Raw genomic sequence first — 26,588 nt, forward strand, 5'->3', positions numbered from 1 at the left:
GAACCTCCTTGGGCGGGATCCGATCATTCTCGGGCACGCCCATTCTGACGCCCTGTCGACCACACCCGAACAGGTCCTTGAATCTCCCGCAGGGGGAGTTCCTAGCCTGACGGCGAAGCAACCCCAGGAGTGACGAGGAGACGTTCATGACGGCGTTCGTGCTGGTGTCGGACACCTTCACCGGTGGCTGGGTGTGGGAGGAGACCGCGGCCAGGCTGCGGGAGGCGGGAGCGGAGGCGTACCCGGTGACCCTGAGAGGAATGGGCGACCGGCGCACCGAGGCCGGTCCCGGGACCGGCCTGGAGACGCACATCGAGGAGCTCGTCGGGCTGGTCGACGGGATCACCGCGACCGAGGTCGTCCTCGTCGGGCACGGCTACGGCCTGTACCCGGTGTTCGGCGCCGCCGACCGGCGGGCCGGACGGGTCGCCCGGATCGTCTCCGTGGACACGGGCCCCCCGCAGGGCGGCGAGGGCGCCGTTCGCTCCGTACCCGACCCCGACGTCCGGGAGCTGCTCTCCGAACGACCCGACGCGGCGGTCCCGCCGCCCGCGCCGGGAACCTGGGCGCGATGGGGCAGCGTCGAGGGAATCCCCGCGGACGCCCTCGCACGCCTGGAGCGCGAGGCCGCGCCGCAGCCGGTCCGTACGCTCACCGAGCCGCTCCACCTGACCGGCATCGCCTCCACCCTGCCGACCACCGGCGTCCTGTGCACCGCCAACGGGCAGAGCATCGCCATGGTCGAGATGGCGGTGGCAGCGGGCCCGCCCCAGTTCCGCGTGTTCACCGAAGACCGCTTCCGCTTCCTCGAACTGGCCACCGGCCACTGGCCGATGCTCTCCGCGCCCGGGGAACTGGCCGAGGCGCTGCTCCGCGCGGCCGCCGGCGAGGGCCACCGGGTGACGGCGCCCGAGAGCGACCACGAGCAGCCGTCCCACCTGCTGCCCTTCCTCGTCGACGTGCCCGAGCGGCCGCGCGACCGCGTCGGACGCGTCGACCTCCACCTCCCGGACGCCGACGGACCCCGGCCCGCGGTCGTCTTCGTCCACGGCGGCCCCATCGAGCCGGACCGGCGGCCCACTCCGCGGGACTCGCCGTTCTTCCTGGGATACGGCCGCTACGCGGCGGGCGCGGGCGTCGTCGGAGTCACCGCGGACCTCCGGCTCCACGGCCTCGCCGACTACCCGCAGGCCGCCCAGGACCTCGCCGATGCCGTCGAGCAGGTCCGCGCCGACCCGCGCGTCGACGGGGACCGGATCGCGATCTGGTTCTTCTCCACCGGCGGGCTGCTCGCCGCGGACTGGCTCGCCGCGCCCCCGTCGTGGCTGCGGTGCGTGGCGGCGAACTATCCCGCCCTGGCGCCGCTGCCCGGCTGGAAGGCGGTGGAACCCCGCTTCACCCCGGTGGCCACCGTGGGCACGGCGGACGGGCCGCCGTTCGTCCTGACCCGCGCCGGTCTGGAACACGAGGCGATCGCGGCGACCGTCGAGGAGTTCCTGGCCGCCGCCGAGAAGCGCGGGGCCGACGTCGAGATCATCGACGCACCGCACGCCCACCACGGCTTCGAACTGGTCGATCCCACGGACGAGTCCCGGGCGGTCCTGGAGCGGTCGATGCGAGCGGTCCTGGCACACCTGGCCCGCTGAGGGACGTACCGCCCGGTCCCCCCGAACCGAGCGGTTCGCCGTACGGTCACCGCCCCGCGGCCCGGCCGTACGTCACCGTCCTCCCGGCCGCCACCCCCGTCGGGGTACGGAGTCCAGGAGGAGCCGGGTGTACGGGTGTTCCGGCGTGTCCAGGACACGCGCGGTCGGGCCCGTCTCCACGACCTGGCCGGACTTCAGCACCAGGACCTCGTCCGCGATGTGCCGGACGACGGCCAGGTCATGGGTGACGAACAGGTAGCTGATGCCCGACTCGCGGCGGATCGCGCCGAGGAGTTCGAGGATCTGCGCCTGGATCGACACGTCGAGCGCGGCGACCGCCTCGTCGAGGACGAGGACCCGGGGCTCCACGGCGAGCGCGCGGGCGATCGCCACGCGCTGGCGCTGCCCGCCGGACAGACCCCGGGGGAGGGCCGAGGCCTCGCGCGCGCCGAGACCGACCTGGTCGAGGAGCTCGGCGACCCGGGCCCGGCGGCCCGCCTGATCGAGAGCGGTGTGCAGGCGCAGGACCTCGTCCAGGCAGCCCGAGACGGTGATCCGCGGGTCGAGCGAGAGGTACGGGTCCTGGAAGACCATCTGGATCTCCCGGGCCCTGGAGAGCCGTTCGGCCCGGCCCCGGGGGCGGGTGGAGCGGTCGCGGCCGTCGAGGCGGACCGTGCCGCCGTCCCGGCGCTCCAGACCGACGAGCATCCGCACGGTGGTCGTCTTCCCGCTGCCGGACTCGCCGACGAGCGCGAGGGAGGACCCGGGCGTCAGCGCGAAGGACACCCCGTCGACGGCCGTGTGGTCCCCGTACCGCTTGCGCAGGCCCTCGACGACGAGACCCTCCCTGACCGGGACGGCCGTGGCCTTCGTCGCGGCGTTCACAGCGTGATCCCTTCTTCGGCACGGTGGCAGGCGGCGAGCCCCTCGCCGTGGCGTACGAGCGCGGGCGTCTCCTCGGTGCAGCGCGGCAGCGCGTGGACGCAGCGCGCGGCGAAGGCGCAGCCGGGCGGCGCCTCGGAGAGCGAGACGGGGCGGCCCGGGATGGGCCGGGGAGCCGGCGCGCCCGCTTCGAGACGCGGGGTGCAGGCGAGCAGGCCGGCCGTGTACGGGTGGCGGGGCCGGTCGAACAGTTCGTCCGTGGACCGGGTCTCCACGATCCGGCCCGCGTACATGACGTACACGCGGTCGCAGATGGCGGAGGCCAGTTCGAGGTCGTGGGTGACGAACAGCATGCCCGTGCCCCGCTCGGCCCGCAGCCGGGCCAGGATCGAGATGACCTCGGCCTGGGTGGTGACGTCGAGCGCGGTCGTCGGCTCGTCGGCGACGAGGAGGGCCGGCTCGCTCGCGAGGGCCGCCGCGATGACGACCCGCTGGAGCATGCCGCCGGAGAACTGGTGCGGATGACGGCGCAGGGCGCCGCGCGGGTCGCGGATGCCGACCGCGTCGAGGAGTTCCTCGGCGCGGGCGGTCGCCGCGGCGGCGGGCGTACCGGCCGCGCGGAGGCCCTCGGTGAGGAAGTCGCCCACCCGGCGCAGCGGGTTGACGGAGGCACGCGGGTCCTGGAAGACCATCGAGACCTGCCGGGCGCGCAGCGCGGTGAGCTCGGCGCGGTTCATCGCGAGGACGTTCCGCCCGGCGACCCGGACCTCTCCGTCGGTGCGGGCGCCCGCGGGCAGCAGCCCGAGGACGCTGCGGCAGGCCACCGACTTGCCGGATCCTGACTCGCCGACGAGGCCGACCGTCTCCCCGGGCCGCACCGTCAGGCCGACCCCGTCCAGGATCGGCCGGGCGGCCCGGTCGCCGGACAGACGGACGCCGAGGCCCTCGATCTCCAGGACCGGTGTGGTCGCCTCCGTACTCATCGCGTTCACCGTTCCCGCTTCGCGATCCGGTCGGCGAGCCCCTCGCCGACGATGCCGAACGCCACCACAGCGAGCACGATGCACGCGGAGGGCGCGAGGGCCGGCAGCATCGCCCCCTGCAGGACGGCCGCCTGCCCCTCGTTGATCATGGCGCCCCAGTCGGCGGCCGGCGGCTGCACCCCGAAGCCGAGGAAGGACAGCGCCGCCAGGTCCATCAGCGCGTAACCGAAGTTCATCGCGGACTGAGCGAAGACCGTCGGCGCGATGTTGGGCAGCAGATGGCGCACGCTGACGGTCCAGCCGGACCAGCCCTGCACCCGGTACGCCTCGATGTACGGCCGCGCCTTCTCCTGCCGCGCGATGCCGCGGACGAGCCGGCCCACGTACGGGGTGTAGGCGACGGACATGGCGATCACGGGCGCGGTGAGCCCCTCGCCGACGACCGACACGAGGAGGATCGCGAGCAGCAGACCGGGGATCGCGAAGACGAGGTCCATCGACCGGGACAGGACCGTGTCCACCCAGCCGCCGCGCCAGGCCGCCACCACGCCGATCAGGGTGCCGAGCAGGGTGGAGACGCCGACGACGAGCAGCGGTCCGAGCAGCCCGGTGCGGGCGCCGGTCAGCAGCCGGGACAGGATGTCGCGGCCCGACTGGTCCGTGCCGAGCAGATGGTCGCCGCTGGTGCCGACGAGGCTCGCCGACAGGTCGAGCGACTCGGGGTCGTACGGGGCGAGGACGGGCGCGAACAGGGCGACCAGGACGAGCACGGCGAGCACCGCGACCGAGACCGCGAAGAGCGGTCCCTGGCCGAACAGGCGCAGGGCGCGCAGCCCCGGCCTGCGGTACGGCACCGCGGAGGTGGTGGAGGTCATGAGGAGCCTTCCCCGAGGGAGAGACGGGGGTCGATGAGCGGGGCGAGCAGGTCGACGACGAGGTTGACGAGGACGAAGGCCGCCACGCTGAGCAGGGTGATCGCCTGCACGACGGCGAAGTCCTTCGCGGTGACCGACTGCACGAGCAGCGAGCCGAGCCCGGGGACGTCGAAGGCGGTCTCGACGATCGAGGTGCTGATGAGGAGGCCGGCGAGCATCGTGCCGCCGACGGTGACGACGGGGCCGAGCGCGTTCCGCAGCACGTGCCGGCGGACCACGGAGCGGCCCGCGACGCCCCGGGCCCGCGCCACCTCGACGTGCTCGCGCCCGAGTTCGTCGAGCATCGACGAGCGGGTCACCCGGGCGAGGAGTCCCGCGAAGGACAGCGCCAGGGCGAAGGCCGGCAGGGTCAGCTGGTGGAGCCGGTCGGAGAGGGCGGCCGGCGTGCCGCCGCCCGGTCCCGGGAACCAGCCGAGCTGGACGGAGAAGAGCGAGACGAGCGCGATGGCCGTCACGAACGAGGGCGTGGCGGTGGCGACACCGGTGCCGATGAGCACCGCGCGGTCCGGGAGGCCGGGGCGCAGCGCGCCGAGGATGCCGGCCGCGACCCCGAGCACCGCGACGAGCACGGCGGCGTAGCCGACGAGCAGGGCGGTGCCGGGAAGGCGGGAGCCGATGAGCGAGGCCACGTCCTGGTGGTACTGGGCCGAGCGGCCGAAGTCGCCGCTCAGCACGCCGCCGAGCCACTTCGCGTACTGGGTGACCAGCGGGTCGTCGAGGTGGTGCTCCGCCCGCAGGGCCGCCACGGCCGCGGGGGTCGCGGGGCGGCCGTGCAGGAGGAACGACACCGGGTCGCCGGGGGCCAGGTGGACGGAGCCGAAGACCACGAGCGAGGTCACGAACAGCACCGCCGCCAGGCCGAGGAGCCGTCCGACGAGGTAGCGCGTCATCGCTTGGAGGCCCCGATCGTCGCGGCCCACGGGAAGTAGAGCTGGGCGATGCCGGTCGGGGCGCCGGTGATCCGCTTGCCGAGGAAGACCGAGTAGGGCGCCTCGTACACGGGGATGACCGGCAGCTCGTCCAGCGCGATCTTCTGCAGCTTCGCGGTGAGCTCGGCGCGCTTGGCCGGGTCGGGCTCGGAGTTGGCCCGGTCGAAGGCGACGTCGAACTCGGCGTTCGACCAGCGGCCGTAGTTCCCGAAGTCGCCGGTGCGCAGGTACTGGTAGAACTCCAGCGGGTCGGGCGTGTTGTCGTAGCCGTTGGTGATGACCAGGTCGAGGCCGTCGCGCGCGTCCGGGTCGACGAAGATGCTGCTGTACGCGTCGGGCGAGACCGGCTTCAGCACGACGTTGAGGCCGATCTGGCGGCCCGCGGCCTGTACGGCGTTGGCGACGACGCTGATCTCGGGTGCGAGGGTGCTGGTGACGATGGTGATCGTCCGGCCGCTCGCGTGGGCCTCCTGGACGAGCTTCTTCGCGCCCTCGATGTCGTACGCGGGCTCGGGCAGCGTGTCGAAGAGCTCCGCCGTCTTCTCCGGGGCCAGCGCCCAGGCGCCGCGCGCGGCGGGGGCCTTGGCGGGGACGCCGACGCCGCCGGCCGCGGCCTTGATGATGTTCTTCCGGTCGAGGGCCATCGACAGGGCCTTGCGGACCTTGAGGTTGCCGAGCGCGCCGTGGAAGTCGAGGACCGCGAGGTTCGCGGCGGCGGTGTTGGGGCCGAAGAGGAGCGTGCCCTTGTTTCCCGCACGCAGCTGGGCGAAGGAGGAGGACGGGACCAGGTAGCCGCCGTCGGCCGTGCCGGACAGGAAGGCGTTGGAGCGGGCCGCCGCGTCCTCGATGAAGGTGAACTTCACCTTCTCGGACTTGGGGGCGAGCGTCTTGTCCCAGTAGGCCGCGTGCTTCTTCAGGGTGATGCTGTCGCCCTGGGCCCAGCTGTCGAGGGCGTACGGACCGGTGCAGTTCAGCTTGCCCTTGGGGGTGCCGTAGTCCTTGCCCTCCTTGGCGAGGGAGGCGGCGCTCACGATCGTGCCGGGGGACGCGGCCATCAGCTCGTGGAAGAGGACGTCGGCCTTGCCGAGGCGGATGGTCACCTCCAGCGGGCCGGTCTTCTCGATGGAGTCGACGGTCTTGAAGGCGGAACCCCAGGGGGACCCGGTCTTCGGGTCCATCTGGCGCTTGAGGGAGGCGACCACGTCGTCGGCGGTCATGGTGGTGCCGTCGTGGAACCTCACCCCGGGACGCAGGGTGTAGACGAGGGTGCGCGGGTCGGGCTGCGCCCACTTCACGGCGAGGCCGGGCACGATCTTCATGTCGGGCGTGACCCGCAGCAGCTGCTCGCACACGTTGGCCAGGACCGTGTTCGGCGGGTAGTCGTACGCGAGGGCGTAGTCGAGCGTGTACGGCTCGGCGTAGAGGGACCACGTGAAGGAGTCCAGCGGGCCCTGCGCGGGCGGTGAGGTCGGGCTGACCTTGTAGTTCGTGCCGCCGCCGGCCGCGGGCGGGTTCGTGGCGCCGGAGCAGGCACCGGTGGTGGCCGCGAGCGCGGCGGTACAGGCGAGAAGCGCGATGGCTCTGGGCATGCGCATGGAGACCCACCCCTTTACGGGTGTAGTGACGGGCTCGGGGGGATGGAGCGAGTATTGGTGCGGGAACGTTCCCGCACAAGGCTTTGCGGGAACGGTTTTGCAGAGGTCGCGAGGGTGGCACCATCACCCCCATGACCGAAGCTTCACGGCACGGCGGGCAGCCCTCGCCGCCCATCCCGCGCGTCCGCCTCGTCGACGTGGCCCGCGAGGCGGGCCTGTCCAAGACGACCGTCTCGGCGGCGCTCAACGGCACCGGCAGACTCTCCCCCGAGGTACGGGAGAAGGCCCGCGAGACCGCGCGCAGAATGGGCTACCGGCCCAACGCCACCGCGCGCCACCTGCGCGCGGGACGGGCCCGGCTGATCGGATACGTGGTCGGCGAGTTCGCCGCCACTCCCTGGACCTTTCTCGAGTCGCCGTACTTCGCGAGGCTCACGGGGGCCACCGCGGCCACCGCGCTGCGCCGCGGCTACGCCGTGGTGCTGCTGCCCGCGGGCTCCCTGCAGAGCGAGTGGGCCGACCTGTCCCTCGACGCGGTGGTCGTCGCCGACCCCGTCGCCGACGACCCGGTCGTCGAGGGCCTCCTCGCGGCCGGCATCCCCGTCTTCACGGACCGTTCCGTCGAGGGACTGCCCGGGGCGTACTGGGTGGACGTCGACGCGGGCGCCGCCGTCCGCGAGGCCCTCGACCACCTCCGCGAGCAGGGGGCCCGGAGGCCCGTCCTCGTGGTGCCGGACAGCACCACCCGGTTCCACACCGAGGTGTTCGCAGCCCACCGGGAGTGGTGCGCCGCCCACGACCTGCCGGAACGGCTGGTACGCGTCGGGGAGGCCGGCAACGGGCCGGTGGTGCGCGCCGTCGAGACCGCCCTCACCGGTGACGGGCAGGAGCGTCCCGACGCCCTCCTCGTGGTGGCCGAGGCGAGTCCGCCCCTCGTCCTGGAGGCGGCGCGCCGCCACGGGTACGAGGTCCCGGACGACCTGCTGGTCGTCCTGGTCAGCGAGGACGCCACGGCCCTCCACACGGATCCGCCGGTCACCACCCTGAGCCTGCGGCCCGAGGCGGTCGCGGAGGCCGGGATGGAGCACCTCGTCGCGGTCCTTGAGCACGGCCTGCGGGAGTCCGCCGGGACGCTCGTACCGACGCGTCTCGACGTCCGGGCGTCCTCGGTGAGGCCGCCGGAATAGGGACCGGTCAGACCGCGTGGACCAGCCGGCCGCCGACGTAGGTCCGCTCCACCCGGGCCTCGGCGATCTCCTCCGGCGGGCCGGTGAGGATGTCGCGGTCCAGGACGACCAGGTCGGCCAGGTGGCCCGGGCGCAGGCTGCCGGTGTCGTCGAGACCGTTCACGTGCGCGGTGCCCGCCGTGTAGGCGGCCAGGGCCGTGGGGAGGTCGAGGCGCTGCTCGGCGTAGAAGACCCGGTCGTCGGTCGCCTCGGGGTCGCGCCGGTTGACGGCGACGTGGATGCCCTCGATCGGGTCCGGGCTGCTCACCGGCCAGTCGCTGCCGGCGGCGAGGGTGGCCCCGGCCCGTACCAGATCGCCGAACGGGTACTGCCACGCGGCGCGTTCGGCACCCAGGAACGGGATGGTCAGCTCGTCCATCTGCGGCTCGTGCGCGGCCCACAGCGGCTGGATGTTCGCGATGGCGCCGAGCGCGGCGAAGCGGGTCAGGTCGTCGGGGTGGACGACCTGGAGGTGGGCGAGGTGATGGCGGTTGCCGCGGCGCCCGTTGGCGGCGATCGCGGCCTCCAGGGCGTCCAGGGCCTCCCGGACGGCCCGGTCGCCCAGGGCGTGGAAGTGGACCTGGAAGTCGAGCGCGTCCAGCTCGGTCACGTACCCGCGCAGCGCCTCGGGATCGACGAAGCTCAGCCCGCTGTTGGCGGTGGCGCAGCCGCAGCCGTCCAGGTACGGGGTGGTCATGGCGGCCGTGAAGTTCTCCGCGATGCCGTCCTGCATGATCTTGATCGAGCCCGCGCGGAACCGGCCGGCGCTCAACTTCTCGCGGCGGGCGACCAGTTCGGGGATCTGCTCGGCGCCCCGCTCACGGTCCCACCAGAGCGCCCCGGTCACCCGGGCGGTCAGCGAACCGTCGAGGGCGGCGGTCATGTACGCCTCCGACGGGTCGGCCATGCCGCCGAACGAACCGAGCAGCGCGTCCTGCCAGGCGGTGATGCCGAGCGAGTGCAGCAGCTTCTGGGCGCGCAGCAGACCGGCGAGACGGTCCTCGGCGGTGGCCTCCGGCACCAGCCGGGCGACCAGTCCGATCGCGCCCTCCTGGAGCGTGCCGCTCGGAGTGCCGTCCGCCTCCCGCTCGATCCGGCCGTCGGCCGGGTCGGGGGTGTCGGCCGTGAGGCCGGCGAGCTCGAGGGCGCGCGAGTTGGCCCAGGCGCCGTGATGGTCCCGGTTCGACAGCAGGACCGGACGGTCGGGGACGACGGAGTCGAGCAGCTGCCGGGTCGGCAGCCCGCCGTCGAAGCTCTCCATCGACCAGCCGCCGCCGGTGATCCAGGCCTTCTCCGGGTGGGCGTCCGCGTACTCACGGATCCGCTCCAGGTACTCGGCGACGCCGACCGTGCCGGTCAGATCGCATTCGGCCAGCTCCTTGCCGCCGCCGACGGCGTGGATGTGGGCGTCCTGGAACCCCGGCAGCAGCAGCTTCCCCGTCAGGTCCACGACCTCCGTACCGGGGCCGACGAGCTCCCGCACCTCGTCGTGACCGACGGCCACGATCCGCTCGCCGACGACGGCTAGCGAGGTCGCCCGGGTGCGGGCCGCGTCGGCCGTGAAGACGGCTCCGCGGGTGAAGACCAGATCGGCCGTGGTCATAGGGCGCTCCAGGAACATGTGGTGACGGGTTGGTGGGCGCTATGGAAGCGGTGTGGCCGTTTACACGTCAATGGTGTTGACGTAAGGTTCCGGCCATGTCCGAACGCGTGGTCCCCGAAGGCAGGCGGCAGCGCCGCCGCCCCACCAAGCAGGGCGCCGTCCTCTCGGAGCGGCTCATCGTCGAGACCGCGCTGCGCCTGATCGCACAGCACGGAGCCGAAGCCCTCTCGGTACGGAGGCTGGGCGCCGCGCTCGGCGCCGACCCCACGGCCCTCTACCGCTACTTCCGGAACACCGACGGCCTGCTCCTCGCCGTCGCCGACGAGATGATCGGCCGCGCGCAGGACGGCTGGAAGGCCACCGGCGACTGGCGGGCGGACCTCCGTGACCTGGGTCTTCGCATCCACGGCTGCTACACGGCCTACCCGCAGGCGGCGGCCCTCGCGGCCCACCGCACCACCGGGCGGCCGTACGAGACCCGCGCCGTCGAGCGGATCCTCGGCGTCCTGCGCACCGCCGGCTTCCCGGACGGCCTCGCAGTGCGGATCTACCACGCCTTCGTCGACCAGGCCCTCGCCTTCGCCGCCCAGGACGCCGCCGCGCTCGCCCTGCCGCCCGCCGCGCAGGAGAAGGAGGCGGAGGTCTGGCACGCGGTCTACGGCAGGCTGTCGCCCGACACCCACCCGCACATCGCCGCGACCTTCCCCCTCCTCGCCGCCGACATGCGCGACAGCGGCTACCCGTTCGCCCTGGAACTGATGCTGGCCGCGGTGGCGGCGCTACGGCCGCCGGAGCCCGCCGGCTGAGCCCACCGCCACCGCCCGTGTGGGCAATCGTCCCTGGGGGTCCCCCCTGCTCGAGCGAAGCCGAGAGCTTGGGGGAGGGTGGGCACACGGGACGGCGCCCTGAGCGTCGCCTCCGCGTTCCGCGCCTTGACCCGCACCACGAGTGCTGCACCAGCAGGTGCGGGTTTCAGGCGCGGGAGCCTCTGGCGCCGGCAAGGGCGCCGTTCCGTTGTGCCCACCCGTTCCGCCCCGGCGGAACGCATGCCCACAACGGGGCCGTTCCGTTGTGCCCACAACGGGCTTCCGTCAGCCCGTCGCCACGCGGGCGAACCGCCCCACGGCGGCGAGGTCCGCGCTGATCGCCGACGCCGTCTCGCGCAGCGGCGGCAGCAGCGCGGCCAGGCTCTCCTCCGGCGTGGCCCGCCCCGCGTGCAGGGCGACGTTGACGGCGGCGACCACCCGGCCCGCGCCGTCCGTGACCGGCACCGCGAGCGAGCGGAGCCCCTCCTCCAGCTCCTCTTCCACCCACCCGTAGCCGCGCGCGACGGTCGCCGCCACGGCCTCGTCGAGCCCCTCGCGGGTGGTCACCGTGTGCGGGGTGAGCGCCTCCGGCGTGATCCGGCCGAGGTGCGCCGCGCGCTCCGCCGGCGGCAGGGCGCCGATGAGGACGCGGCCCATGGAGGTCGCGTACGCGGGCAGCCGGGTGCCCACCGTGATGTCGATGTGCATGATGCGGGTGCTGGCGACCCGGGCGGCGTACCGGATGTCGTCCCCGTCGAGGACGGCGACGGACGCGGACTCGTGGACGCGCAGCACGAGGGCGACGAGGTGCGGGGTGGCGATCTCCGGCAGGCTCAGACCGGAGAGGCGGGCGTAGCCGAGCTCCAGGACCCGGGGGAGTACGAGGAACCCGTCGGCCTCCTCCCGTACGTACCCCAGGTGGCGCAGGGTGATCAGCGACCGGCGGGCGGTCGCGCGGGGGAGACCGGTCAGCCGGGCGAGTTCGGTGAGCCGGGCGGGACCCCGGACGGAGCCGAAGGCGTGCAGGACGTCGAGACCGCGCGCGAGCGACTGGAGGAAGCCCGAGCCGAGCTCCTCCTTGAGCGCGGTGCCGGCCACCACCACCGGTGCGCCTTCGGGCGCGGGTTCGGCTTCGAGCGCGGCCCCCGCCGCCGCGGGTTCGGCCTCGGGCGCGGCCCCGGTCGTCGTGGCCGACGCGAGCGCCGTCTCCATCGCCGTGACCGCGCGGCGGAGCGGCGGCAGTGCCTGCTCCCGGAGGGACAGCGCGCTGTGCCGGCTGGTGTGGCTGACCACGCTGACCGCGCAGACCACCGCGCCATCCGGTCCCCGTACGGGCAGGGCGACGGCGAGCAGCCCCGGTTCGATCAGCTGGTCGTCCACCGCGATCCCGGTCTGGCGGGCCTCCCGTACCCGGTCGAGGAACTCGGTCTCGACCTCCTCGGGCGTGGGCGCCGTGCCGGACGGCCGGGGCGGTACGGAGGGGAAGCCGGCGTCCCGCGGGTCCTTCGCGCGCCGGGCCCGCCACCGCTCGTGGTCCGCCGCGTCCCACCGGGCGGCGAACAGGGCGCCGGGGGCGCACCGTTCGGCGGGCAGGAGGTCCCCGGTCCGGAAGGAGATCGCCATCGCCCGGCGGCGGGTGGCCTGGGCGAGGAAGCGGACGCCGTCGCCGTCGGGGACGGCCAGGGACACCGACTCGTCGAGCGCGTCGGCGAGGGCGACGGCATGCGGCCCGAGGAGCTCCGGCAGCCCGCAGGAGGCCAGATAGGCGTTGCCGAGCCGGGCGGCTCCGGGGGCGAGCAGCAGGTCGCGGCCCTCGGTCCTCAGCACGCCGAGGCGGACGAGGGTCGTCGCGACCCGGTCGATCGTGGAGCGGGCGAGCCCGGTCGTCCGGGCGAGGTCGCCGGGGCGGTGGCGGACGTCGGGTCCCGCGGCCATGACGCGGAGCACGGAGAGCCCGCGTTCGAGCGGCCCGACCAGCTCGTCGGGCGCGACCGGTGCGTGAGCGGCGCGCAACTCGTCGGGCGCGACCGGCGGGTCGGCAGCGGCCGGCTCGTCGGGTTCGGGCGCGACCGGCGCGGCGGCGACCAGTTCGTCGGGTGCGCCCGTGGCCTCGGTGGGCTGCGGCATCGTCCGGACTCCTCGGGGCGGTGGCGGGTCGGTCGGGGCGCGGCGAAGGCGCGGGGAAACCGTACCCGCGCCGTTGACACGGCCCCTGGCGCGGATGGACACTCACCCCCGCCAAATTTCTGAACGCAAGTTCAGCAGGCGAACACCCGCAGCGTCAATCCTCAGTGAAACGGGTCGTTACATGGACAAAGTGGTCGCCAGTGCCGCCGAAGCGGTGGCGGACATCGAGGACGGCGCCTCACTCGCCGTCGGAGGCTTCGGGCTGAGCGGCGTACCGGACGTGCTCATCCGCGCCCTGCACGCCCGCGGCCCCGGAGACCTCTCCGTGGTCTCCAACAACTGCGGCGTCGACGGCGGAGGCCTGGGCATCCTCCTCGCCGCCGGCCGGATCAGCCGCGTCACCGGCTCCTACATCGGCGACAACAAGGAGTTCGCCCGCCGCTACCTGGGCGGCGAACTGGAGCTGGAACTCACCCCCCAAGGCACCCTGGCCGAACGGCTGCGCGCCGGCGGCTGCGGCATCCCCGCCTTCTTCACCCCGGCCGGCGTCGGCACCCAGGCCGCCGACGGCGGACTGCCCTGGCGGTACGCGGAGGACGGAACCGTCGCCGTCGCCTCCCCGCCCAAGGAGACCCGCCAGTACGACGGACGCCCGTACGTCCTCGAACACGGGATCACCACCGACTTCGCCCTGGTCCGCGCGGCCCGCGGCGACCGCCACGGCAACCTCGTCTTCGCCCGCGCCGCCCGCAACTTCAACCCGCTCGCCGCCATGGCCGGCCGGATCACCGTCGCCGAGGTCGAGGAGCTCGTCGAACCCGGCGAGCTCGACCCCGACCAGGTCCACCTGCCGGGCGTCTTCGTCCAGCGGGTCCTGGCGCTCACCCCCGCCCAGGCCGCCGACAAGGGCATCGAACGAAGGACGGTACGCACCCGATGAGCTGGACCAGGGACGAGATGGCGGCCCGCGCCGCCCGCGAGCTGACGGACGGTTCGTACGTCAACCTCGGCATCGGGCTGCCCACCCGCGTACCGAACTTCCTCCCCGACGGCGTCGACGTCGTCCTCCACTCGGAGAACGGACTCCTCGGCGTCGGCCCCTACCCCTACGAGGACGAGGTCGACCCCGACCTCATCAACGCGGGCAAGGAGACGGTCACCGTCCTGCCCGGCGCCGCGTTCTTCGACTCCGCGCTCTCCTTCGGCATGATCCGCGGCGGACACATCGACACCGCGATCCTCGGCGCCATGCAGGTCTCCGCCCGCGGCGACCTCGCCAACTGGATGATCCCCGGCCGCATGGTCAAGGGCATGGGCGGCGCCATGGACCTCGTCCACGGAGCCCGCCGGGTCGTCGTCCTCATGGAGCACACCGCCAAGGACGGCACCCCCAAGATCGTCGAGGAGTGCTCCCTGCCGCTCACCGGCCGGGGCTGCGTCGACCGGATCATCACCGACCTCGGCGTCCTGGACGTCACCGAGGACGGACTCCGGCTCGTCGAGACCGCCCCCGGAGTCACCCCCGAGGACCTCGTCCGCCTGACGGCGGCACCCGTGCAGGCAGACCTCCGCCCGACGGCGGACCCGGTGAAGGCAGACATCCGCCCGACGGCGGCTCCCGTGAAGGAGGACATCGCGTGACCACCCCGACCCAGCACGACATCTCCCAGGAGATAGCGACCCAGCGGGAGGAGTACCGTCGCGCCGGCGAGACCCGGCACCACCCCGCCCGCGACTACCCGCCCTACCGCAGCAGCGCGCTGCGCCACCCGCACCACCCCCTGATCGCCGTCCGCGACCCCGAGGCCGTCGAACTCTCCGGGCCGGTCTTCGGCGTCACCGACGTCACCGCGCTCGACGCCGACCTCACCCTCGGCGCCACCGGCGAACCCCTCGGCGAGCGGATGACCATCACCGGACAGGTCCTCGACCGCGCCGGCCGCCCCGTGCGCGGACAGCTCGTCGAGATCTGGCAGGCCAACGCCGCCGGACGCTACGCCCACCAGCTCGACCAGCACCCGGCCCCGCTCGACCCCCACTTCACCGGCGCCGGCCGCTGCCTGACCGACGACCGGGGCACGTACCGCTTCACCACGATCCGCCCCGGCGCCTACCCCTGGCGCAACCACTCCAACGCCTGGCGCCCCGCGCACATCCACTTCTCCTTCTTCGGCAGCGCGTTCACCCAGCGGCTCGTCACCCAGATGTACTTCCCCGGCGACCCGCTCTTCGCCTACGATCCCATCCTCCAGTCGGTCACCGACGACTCCGCCCGCGACCGCCTCGTCGCCGGCTACGACCACGGCCTCACCACCCCCGAACACGCCCTCGGCTACCGCTGGGACATCGTCCTCGACGGACCCGCCGCGACCTGGATGGAGGAAGGCCGATGACCGGCACGCCCAGCCCCGCGTCCCCGACGCCCTCCCAGACCGTCGGCCCCTTCTACGGCTACGCGCTGCCCTTCCCCGGCGGCCCCGACATCGCCCCCGCCGGGCACCCGGACACGCTCACCGTCCACGGCCGCGTGTACGACGGAGCCGGCGCCCCCGTCCCCGACGCGCTCCTGGAGATCTGGCAGCCCGGACCCGACGGCGACCGGACCGGCGCCCCCGGCTCCCTCCGCAAGGACCCCGTCACCGGCGGCCACGCAGGGCGCGACGGCGTCACCTTCACCGGCTTCGGCCGGGTCGCCACCGACGCCGACGGCCGGTGGGCGGTCCGCACCCTGCCGCCCGCCGGAGCGCCGTACCTCTCCGTCTGCGTCTTCGCCCGCGGCCTCCTGCACCACCTCTTCACCCGCGTCTACCTCCCGGGCCCGGCCGCCGAGGGCGACCCGCTGCTCGCCTCGCTCCCGCCCGAGCGGCGAGCCACCCTGCTCGCGACCGAGACCGGACCCCGCACCCTGCGCTTCGACGTCCGCCTCCAGGGCCCGGAGGAGACGGTGTTCCTTGACTTCCGCTGACATCCCGGAGCGGCGGTACGAGGAGGAGGAACCGTACGACGTCGGGCTCCTCGCCCCCGTCCGCGCCGGCAGCGACGCCGAGGCGGCCACCGGCGACCGCGCGTTCCTCCGGGCCATGCTGGACGCGGAGGCAGCGCTCACCCGCGCCCAGGCCGCCCTCGGCCACGCACCCGCCGAGGCCGCCGCCGCCGTCACCGAGGCCGCGTCCCGCACCGACCGGTACGACCTCCGCGCGCTCGCCCTCCGTGCCCGGAGCGGCGGCAACCCCGTCATCCCCCTCGTCGCCGAACTGACCGCCGCCGTGCCGGAGGAGGCCGCCCCCTACGTCCACCGGGGCGCGACCAGCCAGGACATCATGGACACGGCCGCGATGCTCGTCGCGGCCCGCGCCCTGCCCCTCGTCACGGCCCCGCTGCACCGCGCCGCCGCCGCCCTCGGGAGACTCGCCGCCGAGCACCGCGACACCCCGATGGCCGGCCGCACCCTCACCCAGCACGCCGTCCCCACGACCTTCGGGCTCAAGGCGGCGGGCTGGCGCAGCCTCGTCCTCGACGCGGCCGACCGGCTCAGCGCCCTCACACTCCCGGCCCAACTCGGCGGCGCGGCGGGGACCTTGGCGGCGTTCGAGCAGCTGGCCGGGGCGCCGGGCAGCGGGCCCGCCCTCGCCGAGGCCTACGCGCGGGAACTCGGCCTCGCAGCGCCGGCCCTGCCGTGGCACACCCTGCGCACCCCCGTCGCCGACCTCGGCACCGCGCTCGCCTTCACCGCGGCCGCGCTCGGCAAGCCGGCCGCCGACGTGCTGCTGCTCAGCCGCACCGAGACCGGTGAACTCGCCGAGGGCGAGGGCGGCGGGTCCTCCGCGATGCCCCACAAGAACAACCCCGTCCACGCCACCCTCGTCGCCGCTGCCGCCCGGCAGGCGCCCGCGCTCGCCGCCGTCCTCCTCGGCTCGCTCGTCGCCGAGGACGAGCGCCCGGCCGGCGCCTGGCACGCCGAATGGCAGACCCTGCGCGAACTCCTCCGCCTCGCCGGCGGCTCCGCCCACCACATGGCGGCGCTCGCCGAGGGCCTCCGGGTCTTCCCCGGCCGGATGCGGGAGAACCTGCAGCGGACGCGGGGCCTGGTGGCGAGCGAACGCCTCGCCGCGGAGCTCGCCGGGCTCCTCGGCCGCGCCGCCGCCCGGCGACTCCTCGACGGGGCAGCCCACCGTGCCCTCACGGAGCGCCGCCACCTCGCGGACGTCCTCGCCGTGGCCCCGGAACTCGCCGATGTGGTCACTCCGGACCGCCTCAAGTCCCTGACGGACCCGGCCACCGCGACCGGCGCAGCGCCCCGACTCGTCGACCACGCCCTCCGGAGAAACCCCTCCACCGACCGGGAAGGCCCGGCATGACAACCGACACGACCACGAACACGCCCGGCGGACCCGGCCCCACGGCCGCGACCGGCGCCACGGAGGCCACCGCCCCCACGGCCGCGACCGGCGCCACGGAGGCCACCGGCCCTGCGGGCGCGTCCGCCACCACGTACGCGTCCGCCACCGCGCAGGCGAGCACCACGGAGGCGACCGCCCCCACGGCCGCGACCGGCGCCACGGAGGCCACCGGCCCTGCGGGCGCGTCCGCCACCACGTACGCGTCCGCCACCGCGCAGGCGAGCACCACGGAGGCGACCGCCCCCACGGCCGCGACCGGCGCCACGGAGGCGACCGCCACCACAGCCGCGACCGGCGCCCCCGGCACCGCCGAGCCGCGAGCCGTCCGCCGTGCCCCCGCCCTTCACCACCGCATCGACGGCCCCGCCGACGCCCCCGTCCTCATTCTCGGGCCCTCCCTCGGCACCTCCCTCTCCGTCTGGGACGCGCAGACCGCCGCCCTCGCCCGGCACCACCGGGTGGTCCGCTGGGACCTCCCCGGGCACGGCGGCACCCCGGCCGACGCCCTCCCCGACACCGCCCCCGGGGCCGCGACCGTCGCCGGTCTCGCCGCCCTCGTCCTCGAACTCGCCGACCACCTCGGCGCCGAGCGCTTCGGCTACGCGGGCATCTCCCTCGGCGGCGCCGTCGGCACCCACCTCGCCGTCCACCACCCCGAGCGGGTCACCGGTCTCGCCGTCGTCTGCTCCTCGGCCCGCTTCGGCGCGCCGGAGGCCTGGCGCGAGCGCGCCGCGCTCGTCCGGGCCGAGGGCACCGCACCCCTGGCCGAGACGATGGCCGCCCGCTGGTTCACGCCCGGCTTCGCCTCCACCCGGACCGCCGACCGGCTCCTCGCCGACCTGAGGGCCGCCGACCCGGCCGGCTACGCGGCCTGCTGCGACGCCCTCGCCACGTACGACCTTCGCGAGGCGCTGGGCCGGATCACCGCCCCGACCCTGGTCGTCGCCGGCCGGGCCGACCCGGCCACGCCGCCCGCCCACTCCCGCGAGCTCGCCGACGCCATCCCCGACGCGGGCCTCCTCGAACTCGCCGGCGCCTCCCACCTGGCCCCCGCCGAACGCCCGCAGGCCGTCCTCACCGCGCTCCTCGGCCACTTCGGCGCACCCGCCGACGACGGCAGCCGGCACGCCCAGGGCATGGCCGTCCGCCGCGCGGTCCTCGGCGACGCGCACGTCGACCGGGCCGTCGCCCGGACGACGGCGCTCACCGCGGACTTCCAGGACTACATCACCCGCTGCGCCTGGGGAGAGATCTGGACCCGTCCGGGACTCGACCGCCGCACCCGCAGCTGCATCACCCTCACCGCCCTGGTCGCCCACGGTCACCTGGAGGAGCTGGCCCTGCACGTCCGGGCCGCCGTGCGCAACGGACTCACCCCCGAGGACATCGGGGAGGTCCTGCTGCACTCCGCCGTCTACTGCGGTGTCCCCGCGGCCAACGCCGCGTTCGCCACGGCCCAGCGCGTCCTCGCCGAGGACGCGCCCTCCGCCTAGCGCCCTCCTCCTGCCCCTGTCTCCACCGACCCTTCACGGAGCCACCCATGCCCCGCACCACCACCGTCGGCATCATCGGAGCCGGTCCCGCCGGTCTCCTCCTCTCCCACCTGCTCCACCAGCAGGGCATCGACAGCGTCGTCCTCGAACTGCGCGACCGGCAGTACGTCGAGCGCCGCCAGCGCGCCGGCATCCTCGAACAGGACACCGTCGACGTGCTGCGCGCCTCCGGCGCCGGCGCCCGGATGGACCGCCAGGGCCTGGAGCACCACGGCATCGAGCTCCGCTTCGACCGCCGCTCCCACCGCATCGACTTCCCGTCCCTGACCGGCGGCCGCTCCGTCATGGTCTACGCCCAGACCGAGGTCGTGAAGGACCTCATCGAACTGCGCCTGAAGGACGGCGGAACGGTCCTCTTCGAGGCCGAGGCCCTCTCCGTGGACGGTGCCGAGACCGACCGGCCCACCATCCGCTACCGCCACGAGGGCACGGAATCGATCCTGGAGTGCGCGTACGTCGTCGCCTGCGACGGCTTCCACGGCATCGGCCGCCGGTCCCTCCCCGAGGACCTGCTCACCGTGGTCGAGCGCACGTACCCGTTCTCCTGGCTGGGCATCCTCGCCGACGTCCCGCCCTCCTGCGACGAGCTGATCTACGCCCACCACGAGCGCGGCTTCGCCCTGCACAGCATGCGCTCGCCGCAGGTCAGCCGGCTCTACCTCCAGGTGGACCCGGACGACAGCGTCGACAACTGGTCCGACGAGCGGATCTGGGACGAGCTGGACACCCGCTTCGCCGTCGACGGCGACTGGTCGCTGCGGCGCGGCCCGATCACCGAGAAGAGCATCACCCCGATGCGCAGCTTCGTCGCCGAACCCCTGCGCCACGGCCGCCTGTTCCTCGCCGGCGACGCCGCCCACATCGTGCCGCCGACCGGTGCCAAGGGCCTCAACCTCGCCGTCGCCGACGTCACGCTGCTCGCCCAGGCCCTCACCCGCCATCACAGGGACGGGGACGAGACGGCCGTCGACGCGTACTCGGAGACCGCGCTGCGCCGGATCTGGCGGGCCGAGCACTTCTCGTACACGATGACGACCCTGCTCCACGCCGACCCCGCGGAGTCCGGCTTCGACCGCGAACTGCGCCTCTCGCACCTGCGCTACCTGGCGGGTTCGGAGGCCGCCTCGGCCTCCCTCGCCGAGAACTACGTGGGTTTCAGGACGGACTGACGGATCGTCGGTACGCGGAAGGGGGCGGCTGCGCGAAGCAGACGCCCCCTTCCGCGTACGGGCAAGGTCAGGCGAAGAAGCGGTACACCGCCTGGGCGACGCACGCCGGCTTGGCGACGCCGTCGATCTCCACGGTCAGGTCCACGACGACCTCGACACCGCCCTTGACGTCCTCCACGGACACCACGCGGCCGTGCGTGCGGATCTTCGAACCGACGCGCACGGGGGAGGGGAAACGGACCTTGTTCAGGCCGTAGTTGACGGCCATCGACACGCCCTCGACCTGGAGCAGCTCGCTCCACATCGGGATGAGCAGCGAGAGCGTCAGGTAGCCGTGGGCGATGGTGCCGCCGAAGGGGCCCGCGGCGGCGCGCTCGGTGTCGACGTGGATCCACTGGTGGTCGTCGGTGGCGTCGGCGAAGGTGTCGACGCGGGGCTGGGCGATCTCGACCCAGGAGCTGTGTCCGAGGTCGGCCCCGGCCTGGGCCTTGATCCCGTCGATGCCGTGCACGGTGAGAGCCATGGTGGTACTCCTCATGGGGATGGAGGGGATGTTCAGAGGTCGGCGCCGTAGCGGGCCCGGATGGGGGCCTTGAGCAGCTTTCCGGCGGCGTTGCGGGGGAGTTCGGGAACGAGGACGACGCTCCGCGGGATCTTGTAGCGGGCGAGCCGGCCCTCCAGGTGGGCGATCAGCTCCCCTTCCGTGACGGTCGCCCCGGCGCGGGTGACGACGACGGCGCGTCCCACCTCGCCCCAGCGGGCGTCGGGCACGCCGATGACGGCCGCCTCGGCGACGTCCGGGTGCCCGAGCAGTGCGTCCTCGACCTCGGCCGGGTAGATGTTCTCCCCGCCCGAGATGATCATGTCCTTGAGGCGGTCGACGAGCCGTACGTAGCCGTCCTCGTCGACGGTGGCCACGTCGCCCGACCGAAAGCGCCCCCCGTCGCGGAAGGCCGCGGCGGTCGCCTCCGGGAGGTTCCAGTAGCCCGGGGTGACGTTCGGTCCCGCGACGACGACCTCGCCCTTCTCGCCGGGCGCCGCCTCCTCGCCGGACGGCAGCAGCACCCGTACGTCGGTGAAGAAGTGCGGGACGCCCGCCGAACCGGCCCGGGTGAGCGAGTCCGCCCGGTCCAGGATCAGGGCTCCCGGCGCGGTCTCCGTCATGCCGTACCCCTGGACGAAGGCGAGGTCCCGGTCGAGATAGGCGCGCGCGGTGCGGCTCGGCACCGGCGCGCCGCCGCACAGCAGGTTGCGCAGACTGGTCAGGTCCGCGTCCGTCCAGCCGGGGGCCGCCGCCATCGCGTCGTACATCGTCGGTACGCCGAACATGCAGGTCACCCGGTGCCGTTCGATCAGCCGCAGGGTGCGGTCCGGGTCGAAGGAGGACTCCAGGAGGACCGTGCCGCCCTTGAGCAGGGTCGGCAGGCAGCTCATGTTGAGGGCCGCCGTGTGGAACAGCGGCGCGGAGACCAGGGCCACCTCGTCGCCGGCGAGATCGGTGTCCACGAGGACGTTGAGGCTGTTCCAGACGACGTTGCCGTGGGTGAGGACGGCGCCCTTGGAGCGGCCCGTGGTCCCCGAGGTGTACATGATGAGGCAGACGTCCTCGTGGCCCACCTCCTCGTCGACCGGCTCCGCCGACGCGGCCGCGAGCCGCTCCTCGTAGGAGGCGCCCGGCCCGCCGTCCACGGCGAGGACGGTGGCGACGGCCGCTCCCGCGGCCAGCTCCGTCACCCGCTCGGCCGGCTGTCCGGCGTGCACCAGGACGCCGCTGCCCGAGTCGGTCAGCTGGTGGAGCAACTCGGGTACGGCGAGCCGGGTGTTGAGCGGGACGAACACCGCACCGAGGAGACCGGTCGCGAAGAGCGTCTCCAGGTACGCCGGATGGTTGGGGCCGAGATACGCCACCCGGTCACCTCGCCCGACCCCGGCACCTCGCAGGGCGTGGGCCAACCGGGTGCAGCGGTCGTGGAGTTCGGCGTATTCGATCGCCCGGCCCTCGTGCAGGAGCGCGGTGCGCCGGGGCGATTTGCGGTTGCGGCGGGCGGGCCAGGAGCCGATGCCCTGGTTGCGCATGGGGTACCCCTCAGCGTCCGGTGAGACCGAGCAGCGCGGCCGCGTTCTCCTTGAGGATCTTCGGACGGACCTCGTCCTTGATCGGGAGCTCCGCGAAGTCGGCCAGCCAGCGGTCCGGGGCGAGCAGCGGGAAGTCGGAGCCGAACAGCACCTTGTCCTTCAGGAGGCTGTTGGCGTACCGGACCAGCTGCGGCGGAAAGTACTTCGGCGACCAGCCCGACAGGTCGATGTACACCTGCGGCTTGTGGGTGGCCACCGCGAGTGCCTCGTCCTGCCAGGGGAAGGACGGGTGGGCGAGGACGATCCTCATCCCGGGGAAGTCCGCGGCGACGTCGTCCACGTCCATCGGGTTCGAGTACTTCAGCCGGATGCCCCCGCCGCCGGGAGCGCCCGCGCCGATGCCCGTCTGCCCGGTGTGGAAGACCGCGATCGCGCCGGCCTCCTCGATCGCCTCGTACAGCGGATACGCCATCCGGTCGTTGGGGTGGAAGGCCTGGATGTTCGGGTGGAACTTGAAGCCCTTGACCCCGAACTCCTCGACGAGCCGCCGGATCTGACGGACCGCCGCCTTTCCCTTGTACGGATCGACACCGGCGAACGGGATGATCACGTCCGGGTTCGCGAGCGCGGCCTCGGCGATCTCCTCGTTCGGCACCGGCGGGGTGCCGGTAGCCGACTCCGCGTCCACCGTGAACACCACGCAGGCCATCCGCCGCTCGCGGTAGTACGTGGCGATCTCGGGCAGCGTGGGATGGCGGTGCTCCGCCTTGAAGTACGCGCCGGCGGCGGCGTCGAGCTCGGCGGAGAGCGACGCCCCGCCCTTCTCGGACACCTCGGCGTGGGTGTGCATGTCGATGGCGACGAGCGCGTGGACGTCCATCGGGCCGCGGCCGCTCACAGCTGCGGCGCCGGGATGCCGAAGGTCTCGGGGGTGCGGCCCACGGTCACAGGCCAGGAGGCCGCGATCGCGTCCGCGCTCCAGCCCCCGTCGGCGTACGCCACCGACACCTCCTGCGGGTGCGACCACAGCGAGAGCTTGTCGCCGCCGATGCCGACGCACTGGCCGGTCACTCCGGCGGAGGCGTCCGAGGCGAGGAAGGTCACCAGACCCGCGACGTCCTCGGGAGTGCCGAAGCCCTCGCCCTTGCGCAGGCTGTCGGGGAACGCGATGCCGTCCCGCTCCAGGGCCTCGACGTGCGGGGCGAAGACGGGGATCGTCTTGGTCATCGCGGTCGCGGCGACCGGGATGACGGCGTTCGCGGTGATGCCGGCCTTCGCCAGCTCCATGCCCCAGGTGCGCACCATGGCGGCGATCCCGGCCTTGGCCGCGGCGTAGTTGGTCTGTCCGAAGTTGCCGCGCTGCCCGGCGGGGGAGCCGGCGACCACGATCCGGCCGCCCTCGCCCTGGGCGCGCATCCGCTCGACGGCGGCGCGCACGCAGGTGAAGGTGCCGCGCAGGTGCACCTCGACGACGGTGTCGAAGTCCTCGTCGGTCATCTTCCACAGCACGCGATCCCGCAGGATGCCGGCGTTGGTGACCATGACGTCGAGCCGGCCGTAGCTGTCGACGGCGCGGGCGACGAGGGCCTCGGCGGCCTCGGTGGAGCCGACCGGGACCACCTCGGCGACGGCCTGCCCGCCCTCGGCGGTGATCAGGCGCACGGCCTCGGCGGCGGCCTCGGTGTCCACGTCGTTGATCACCACCGCGGCGCCGGCGGCGGCGAGCGAGCGGGCGTAGGCGAGGCCGAGTCCGCGGCCGCTGCCGGTGACGACGGCGACCTTGCCGGAGAGATCCACATGAGTCATGAACGGGGGTCCTTTCCCGTGAACGCGGTGCGGGGCGCGGGGAATCGCGACCGGGCACGCACCGTCGAGCGAACAAGTTAGGCATTCTCGTGTCGGCCGTCAATGAATTGCCGAATATTGAGGGTGGATCCCCGGAACCCGCCCTACGCTGTCCCCGTGACGCAGCCCGCCCCGACCGCCGAGACCGGACCCCTCCCCGAACCCGGATCTCCGCCCCGCCCCCAGTCCCTGATGCTGAGCTTCTTCGGCATCCACGTCCTCCGCACCGGGACCGCCCTGTCCTCGGCGAGCGTGATCGACGCCTTCGCCCGCGTGGACGTCGGCGAGGACGCCGTCCGCTCGACCCTGACCCGCATGGTCGGCCGGGGGCTCCTCGAACGGCACCGGCGCGGCCGCCGGATGTACTTCTCGCTCACGCCGCGCGCCGCGGAGGTCCTCGCCGACGGCGAGGAGCGCATCCATCGCACCGGCGCCGTCAACCGCGCCTGGGACGGCACCTGGACCCTGGTCGGCTTCTCGCTGCCCGAATCCTGGCGCCGGGAACGCCACGACCTGCGCTCCCGCCTCGTCTGGGCGGGCTTCGGCCCACTGCAGAGCGGCCTCTGGGTGGCCCCCGGGCGTGTGGACGTCACCCCCATCGCGGCCGAGTTCGGGGACCGTATCAGGGCCTTCCACGGCGAGGCCGCCGCACCCACCGAGGCCGGCCCCCTGCTCCGTACCGCCTTCGACGTGGACGCGATCGCCGACGGCTACCGCGCCTTCCTGACCCGCTGGGGCTCCGGCGCCGCTCCCGCCGAGGCGCGCGACGACCTGGGCCGGCTGCTCCTGCTCCACACCGACTGGCTCGACCTGGTCCGCCGCGACCCGCACCTCCCCGCCGAGCACCTGCCCGCCGACTGGCCGGCCGAGGGTGCCGAGACGCTCTTCCGCGAGCTCTCCGCACGCTACGAGCCGGGGGCCCGGCGGATCGCGGACGAGATCCTGGACCGCTGGGAACCGGAGGGGTGACCTGCGGGGCGTCCGGGTGCCGGCCGCGCTCGGGGTCCTTACGTCAACACCATTGACCTTGTCGTGCGCGGCGGAGTCTCATGGCGGCACTTCGGAGACATCCCCTGCTCGGGCGTCTCCGCGACCCCGAAGGAACACCCATGGACCACCTCAGCTCGCTCCGGGACGTCGACCACACCCCGTTCTGGCTCGACGACCCCCGGCGGCCGCAGCCCGAGCCCGCCCTCGTCGGCGGCACCACCTGCGACCTCCTCGTGGTCGGCGGCGGCTACGCCGGACTGTGGACCGCCCTCGTCGCCAAGGAGCGCGACCCCTCCGCCGACGTGGTGCTCGTCGAGGCCGACGAGGCCGGCGGCGCCGCCTCCGGCCGCAACGGCGGATTCTGCGAGGCCAGCCTCACCCACGGCCTGGCCAACGGCCTCCAGCGCTGGCCCGAGGAGATCGGCCTCCTGGAGCGCCTCGGCCGCGAGAACCTCCAGGCCATCGAGGACGCCATCGAGCGCTACGGCATCGACTGCGACTGGGAGCGCACCGGTTCCCTCGTCGTCGCCACCGAGCAGTACCAGCTCGACGGCCTCGCGGAGGAGGCCGAGGCCGCCGCCCGCTACGGAGGCAAGCCCCTCCTCCTCGACGCCGAAGCGGTCCGCGCCGAGATCGACTCCCCGACCTTCCTCGGCGGGCTGTGGAACCAGGACGACGTCGCCATGGTCAACCCGGCCCGGCTCGCCTGGGGCCTCAAGCGGGCCTGTCTCGACCTCGGCGTCCGCATCCACGAACACACCCCCGCGCTCTCGCTCGACGAACGCGGCGCGGTGGTGAGCGTAGGCACGCCCTACGGCCGCATCACCGCCCGGCGCGTCGCGCTCGCCACCAACGCCTACCCCTCGCTCGTCCGGCGCCACCGCCCGTACACCGTCCCCGTGTACGACTACGCGCTGATGACCGAGCCGCTCACCGAGGAGCAGCTCGCCTCCGTCGGCTGGACCCGCCGCCAGGGCTTCGCGGACTGCGCGAACCAGTTCCACTACGTGCGGCTCTCCGCCGACAACCGCATCCTCTGGGGCGGTTACGACGCGGTCTACCACGGCGGCCCGGTCCGCGCCGAGCACGACCGCCGGCCCGCGACGTACGCGACCCTCGCCGAACATTTCTTCACGACGTTCCCGCAGCTGGAAGGGGTTCGGTTCAGTCACGCCTGGGGCGGGGCCATTGACACCAGCACCCGTTTCTGCGTCTTCTTTGACACGTGTCACCAAGGCAAGGTCGCCTACGCCGCCGGCTTCACCGGCCTGGGCGTCGGAGCCACCCGCTTCGGCGCCGAGGTGATGCTCGACCTCCTGGCCGGCGAGTACACCGAACGGACCGGCCTGGAACTCGTACGCCGCAAGCCGCTGCCGTTCCCGCCGGAGCCCGTCCGCTCGATCGGCATCAACATCACCAAGTGGGCCATGGCGCGCGCCGACCGGAACGAGGGACGCCGCAACCTCTGGCTGCGCACCCTCGACCGCTTCGGCCTCGGCTTCGACAGCTGACCCACCCCGCACCTCCCCTCCCGCTCACGCACGACCCGCCGCACCGCCCGCCTCCCGGGGGCCGCGGCCGAGGAGACCCGACATGAACGCAACCGAAGTCCGGCCGGCCGACCCGGCGGAGTCGGATGCGCCGCCTCCCGGCCCGGCCGCCGGCCGAGGCGCCCTGCTGCGCCTGATGCCCATGCTCACGGTGGCCAACGCCGCCATGTACATGCTCTACATGGGCATCGATCCCGGCCACCTCACGGAGCTTTCCCTCCCTCAGGAGGGTTCGCGAGGAGAACGGCAGGCTCATCTTCCGCGCCCCGCCGT

23 protein-coding genes are annotated in these 26,588 nt (G+C 73.9%); 12 read left to right on the forward strand and 11 right to left on the reverse strand.

Going from position 1 to position 26,588, the window contains the following annotated elements; genetic code table 11:
* The first annotated feature begins 146 nt into the window (after positions 1 to 146).
* Positions 147 to 1,646: an alpha/beta fold hydrolase gene (locus ACN9M0_RS33645; protein ID WP_426404760.1), complete on the forward strand. Its 1,500-nt coding sequence runs from the start codon at positions 147 to 149 to the stop codon at positions 1,644 to 1,646.
* Between the two features lie 72 nt (positions 1,647 to 1,718).
* Here the strand turns inward: ACN9M0_RS33645 and ACN9M0_RS33650 are convergent, their stop codons facing one another.
* From ACN9M0_RS33650 to ACN9M0_RS33670, 5 genes are read right to left on the reverse strand one after another with little or no spacing between them, the layout of a single operon-like run.
* Complete coding sequence (locus ACN9M0_RS33650; RefSeq protein WP_426404761.1) at positions 1,719 to 2,531, reverse strand: ABC transporter ATP-binding protein; 813 nt, start codon at positions 2,529 to 2,531, stop codon at positions 1,719 to 1,721.
* Entirely contained in the window at positions 2,528 to 3,511 is a 984-nt protein-coding gene (locus ACN9M0_RS33655) for an ABC transporter ATP-binding protein (RefSeq protein ID WP_366042146.1), read from the reverse strand. The genes ACN9M0_RS33650 and ACN9M0_RS33655 overlap by 4 nt, the downstream gene beginning before the upstream one ends.
* 5 nt (positions 3,512 to 3,516) lie before the next feature.
* Positions 3,517 to 4,386 (reverse strand): ABC transporter permease, encoded by an 870-nt coding sequence (locus ACN9M0_RS33660; protein ID WP_366042145.1) that lies wholly within the window; start codon positions 4,384 to 4,386, stop codon positions 3,517 to 3,519.
* Positions 4,383 to 5,336 (reverse strand): ABC transporter permease, encoded by a 954-nt coding sequence (locus ACN9M0_RS33665; RefSeq protein ID WP_366042144.1) that lies wholly within the window; start codon positions 5,334 to 5,336, stop codon positions 4,383 to 4,385. The genes ACN9M0_RS33660 and ACN9M0_RS33665 overlap by 4 nt, the downstream gene beginning before the upstream one ends.
* Positions 5,333 to 6,970, reverse strand: coding sequence for an ABC transporter substrate-binding protein (locus ACN9M0_RS33670; RefSeq protein ID WP_366042143.1), 1,638 nt, complete (start codon positions 6,968 to 6,970; stop codon positions 5,333 to 5,335). Before ACN9M0_RS33670 ends, ACN9M0_RS33665 begins: the two co-directional genes overlap by 4 nt.
* A 131-nt stretch (positions 6,971 to 7,101) precedes the next feature.
* Between ACN9M0_RS33670 and ACN9M0_RS33675 the strand changes: the two genes are divergently transcribed.
* Positions 7,102 to 8,157 (forward strand): LacI family DNA-binding transcriptional regulator, encoded by a 1,056-nt coding sequence (locus ACN9M0_RS33675; protein ID WP_366042142.1) that lies wholly within the window; start codon positions 7,102 to 7,104, stop codon positions 8,155 to 8,157.
* Positions 8,158 to 8,164: 7 nt separating this feature from the next.
* On the opposite strand, the gene ACN9M0_RS33680 is transcribed toward ACN9M0_RS33675, so the two are convergent.
* Entirely contained in the window at positions 8,165 to 9,799 is a 1,635-nt protein-coding gene (locus tag ACN9M0_RS33680) for an amidohydrolase (protein ID WP_366042141.1), read from the reverse strand.
* 95 nt (positions 9,800 to 9,894) lie between these two features.
* Between ACN9M0_RS33680 and ACN9M0_RS33685 the strand changes: the two genes are divergently transcribed.
* Positions 9,895 to 10,605 carry a TetR/AcrR family transcriptional regulator gene (locus tag ACN9M0_RS33685; RefSeq protein ID WP_366042140.1) on the forward strand — a complete coding sequence of 237 codons (711 nt, stop codon included), beginning with the start codon at positions 9,895 to 9,897 and terminating at the stop codon, positions 10,603 to 10,605.
* A gap of 285 nt (positions 10,606 to 10,890) precedes the next feature.
* Here the strand turns inward: ACN9M0_RS33685 and ACN9M0_RS33690 are convergent, their stop codons facing one another.
* Complete coding sequence (locus ACN9M0_RS33690) at positions 10,891 to 12,732, reverse strand: IclR family transcriptional regulator domain-containing protein (protein WP_426404762.1); 1,842 nt, start codon at positions 12,730 to 12,732, stop codon at positions 10,891 to 10,893.
* 181 nt (positions 12,733 to 12,913) lie between these two features.
* On the opposite strand from ACN9M0_RS33690, the gene ACN9M0_RS33695 reads away from it, so the two are divergent.
* From ACN9M0_RS33695 to ACN9M0_RS33725, 7 genes are all read left to right on the forward strand, one after another.
* On the forward strand, positions 12,914 to 13,672 hold the full coding sequence (locus ACN9M0_RS33695; protein WP_366042861.1) for a CoA transferase subunit A: 759 nt from the start codon (positions 12,914 to 12,916) through the stop codon (positions 13,670 to 13,672).
* Positions 13,669 to 14,373: a CoA transferase subunit B gene (locus ACN9M0_RS33700; protein ID WP_399697453.1), complete on the forward strand. Its 705-nt coding sequence runs from the start codon at positions 13,669 to 13,671 to the stop codon at positions 14,371 to 14,373. The genes ACN9M0_RS33695 and ACN9M0_RS33700 overlap by 4 nt, the downstream gene beginning before the upstream one ends.
* Positions 14,370 to 15,125 (forward strand): protocatechuate 3,4-dioxygenase subunit beta, encoded by a 756-nt coding sequence (pcaH, locus tag ACN9M0_RS33705; RefSeq protein WP_426404763.1) that lies wholly within the window; start codon positions 14,370 to 14,372, stop codon positions 15,123 to 15,125. Before ACN9M0_RS33700 ends, pcaH begins: the two co-directional genes overlap by 4 nt.
* Positions 15,122 to 15,697: a protocatechuate 3,4-dioxygenase subunit alpha gene (gene pcaG, locus ACN9M0_RS33710; RefSeq protein WP_366042863.1), complete on the forward strand. Its 576-nt coding sequence runs from the start codon at positions 15,122 to 15,124 to the stop codon at positions 15,695 to 15,697. Before pcaH ends, pcaG begins: the two co-directional genes overlap by 4 nt.
* Positions 15,684 to 17,090, forward strand: a complete 1,407-nt coding sequence (gene pcaB / locus ACN9M0_RS33715) for a 3-carboxy-cis,cis-muconate cycloisomerase (RefSeq protein WP_399697451.1) — start codon at positions 15,684 to 15,686, stop codon at positions 17,088 to 17,090. Before pcaG ends, pcaB begins: the two co-directional genes overlap by 14 nt.
* A gap of 395 nt (positions 17,091 to 17,485) precedes the next feature.
* A complete protein-coding gene (gene pcaD, locus ACN9M0_RS33720; protein ID WP_366041427.1) occupies positions 17,486 to 18,625 on the forward strand; it encodes a 3-oxoadipate enol-lactonase in 1,140 nt (379 codons plus the stop codon).
* A 47-nt stretch (positions 18,626 to 18,672) separates the two neighbouring features.
* Entirely contained in the window at positions 18,673 to 19,854 is a 1,182-nt protein-coding gene (locus ACN9M0_RS33725) for a 4-hydroxybenzoate 3-monooxygenase (protein WP_366041423.1), read from the forward strand.
* A 67-nt stretch (positions 19,855 to 19,921) separates the two neighbouring features.
* Here the strand turns inward: ACN9M0_RS33725 and ACN9M0_RS33730 are convergent, their stop codons facing one another.
* Genes ACN9M0_RS33730 through ACN9M0_RS33745 form a run of 4 tightly spaced genes read right to left on the reverse strand, consistent with a single transcriptional unit; the run spans position 19,922 to position 23,736 of the window.
* Positions 19,922 to 20,377 carry a MaoC family dehydratase gene (locus ACN9M0_RS33730; RefSeq protein WP_366041422.1) on the reverse strand — a complete coding sequence of 152 codons (456 nt, stop codon included), beginning with the start codon at positions 20,375 to 20,377 and terminating at the stop codon, positions 19,922 to 19,924.
* A gap of 32 nt (positions 20,378 to 20,409) precedes the next feature.
* Positions 20,410 to 21,930: a long-chain fatty acid--CoA ligase gene (locus ACN9M0_RS33735; protein ID WP_399697445.1), complete on the reverse strand. Its 1,521-nt coding sequence runs from the start codon at positions 21,928 to 21,930 to the stop codon at positions 20,410 to 20,412.
* 10 nt (positions 21,931 to 21,940) lie between these two features.
* Entirely contained in the window at positions 21,941 to 22,810 is an 870-nt protein-coding gene (locus tag ACN9M0_RS33740) for an amidohydrolase family protein (protein WP_399697443.1), read from the reverse strand.
* Positions 22,811 to 22,824: 14 nt separating this feature from the next.
* Positions 22,825 to 23,736, reverse strand: a complete 912-nt coding sequence (locus ACN9M0_RS33745) for an SDR family NAD(P)-dependent oxidoreductase (protein WP_366041420.1) — start codon at positions 23,734 to 23,736, stop codon at positions 22,825 to 22,827.
* A 156-nt stretch (positions 23,737 to 23,892) separates the two neighbouring features.
* Between ACN9M0_RS33745 and ACN9M0_RS33750 the strand changes: the two genes are divergently transcribed.
* Both ACN9M0_RS33750 and ACN9M0_RS33755 read left to right on the forward strand, forming a co-directional pair.
* Complete coding sequence (locus ACN9M0_RS33750; RefSeq protein ID WP_366041419.1) at positions 23,893 to 24,744, forward strand: PaaX family transcriptional regulator; 852 nt, start codon at positions 23,893 to 23,895, stop codon at positions 24,742 to 24,744.
* Positions 24,745 to 24,884: 140 nt separating this feature from the next.
* Entirely contained in the window at positions 24,885 to 26,276 is a 1,392-nt protein-coding gene (locus ACN9M0_RS33755; RefSeq protein ID WP_399697439.1) for an NAD(P)/FAD-dependent oxidoreductase, read from the forward strand.
* Positions 26,277 to 26,588 lie beyond the last annotated feature (312 nt).

It is taken from the genome of Streptomyces sp. R-07 (assembly GCF_049913175.1).
Taxonomy (GTDB): Bacteria; Actinomycetota; Actinomycetes; order Streptomycetales; family Streptomycetaceae; genus Streptomyces.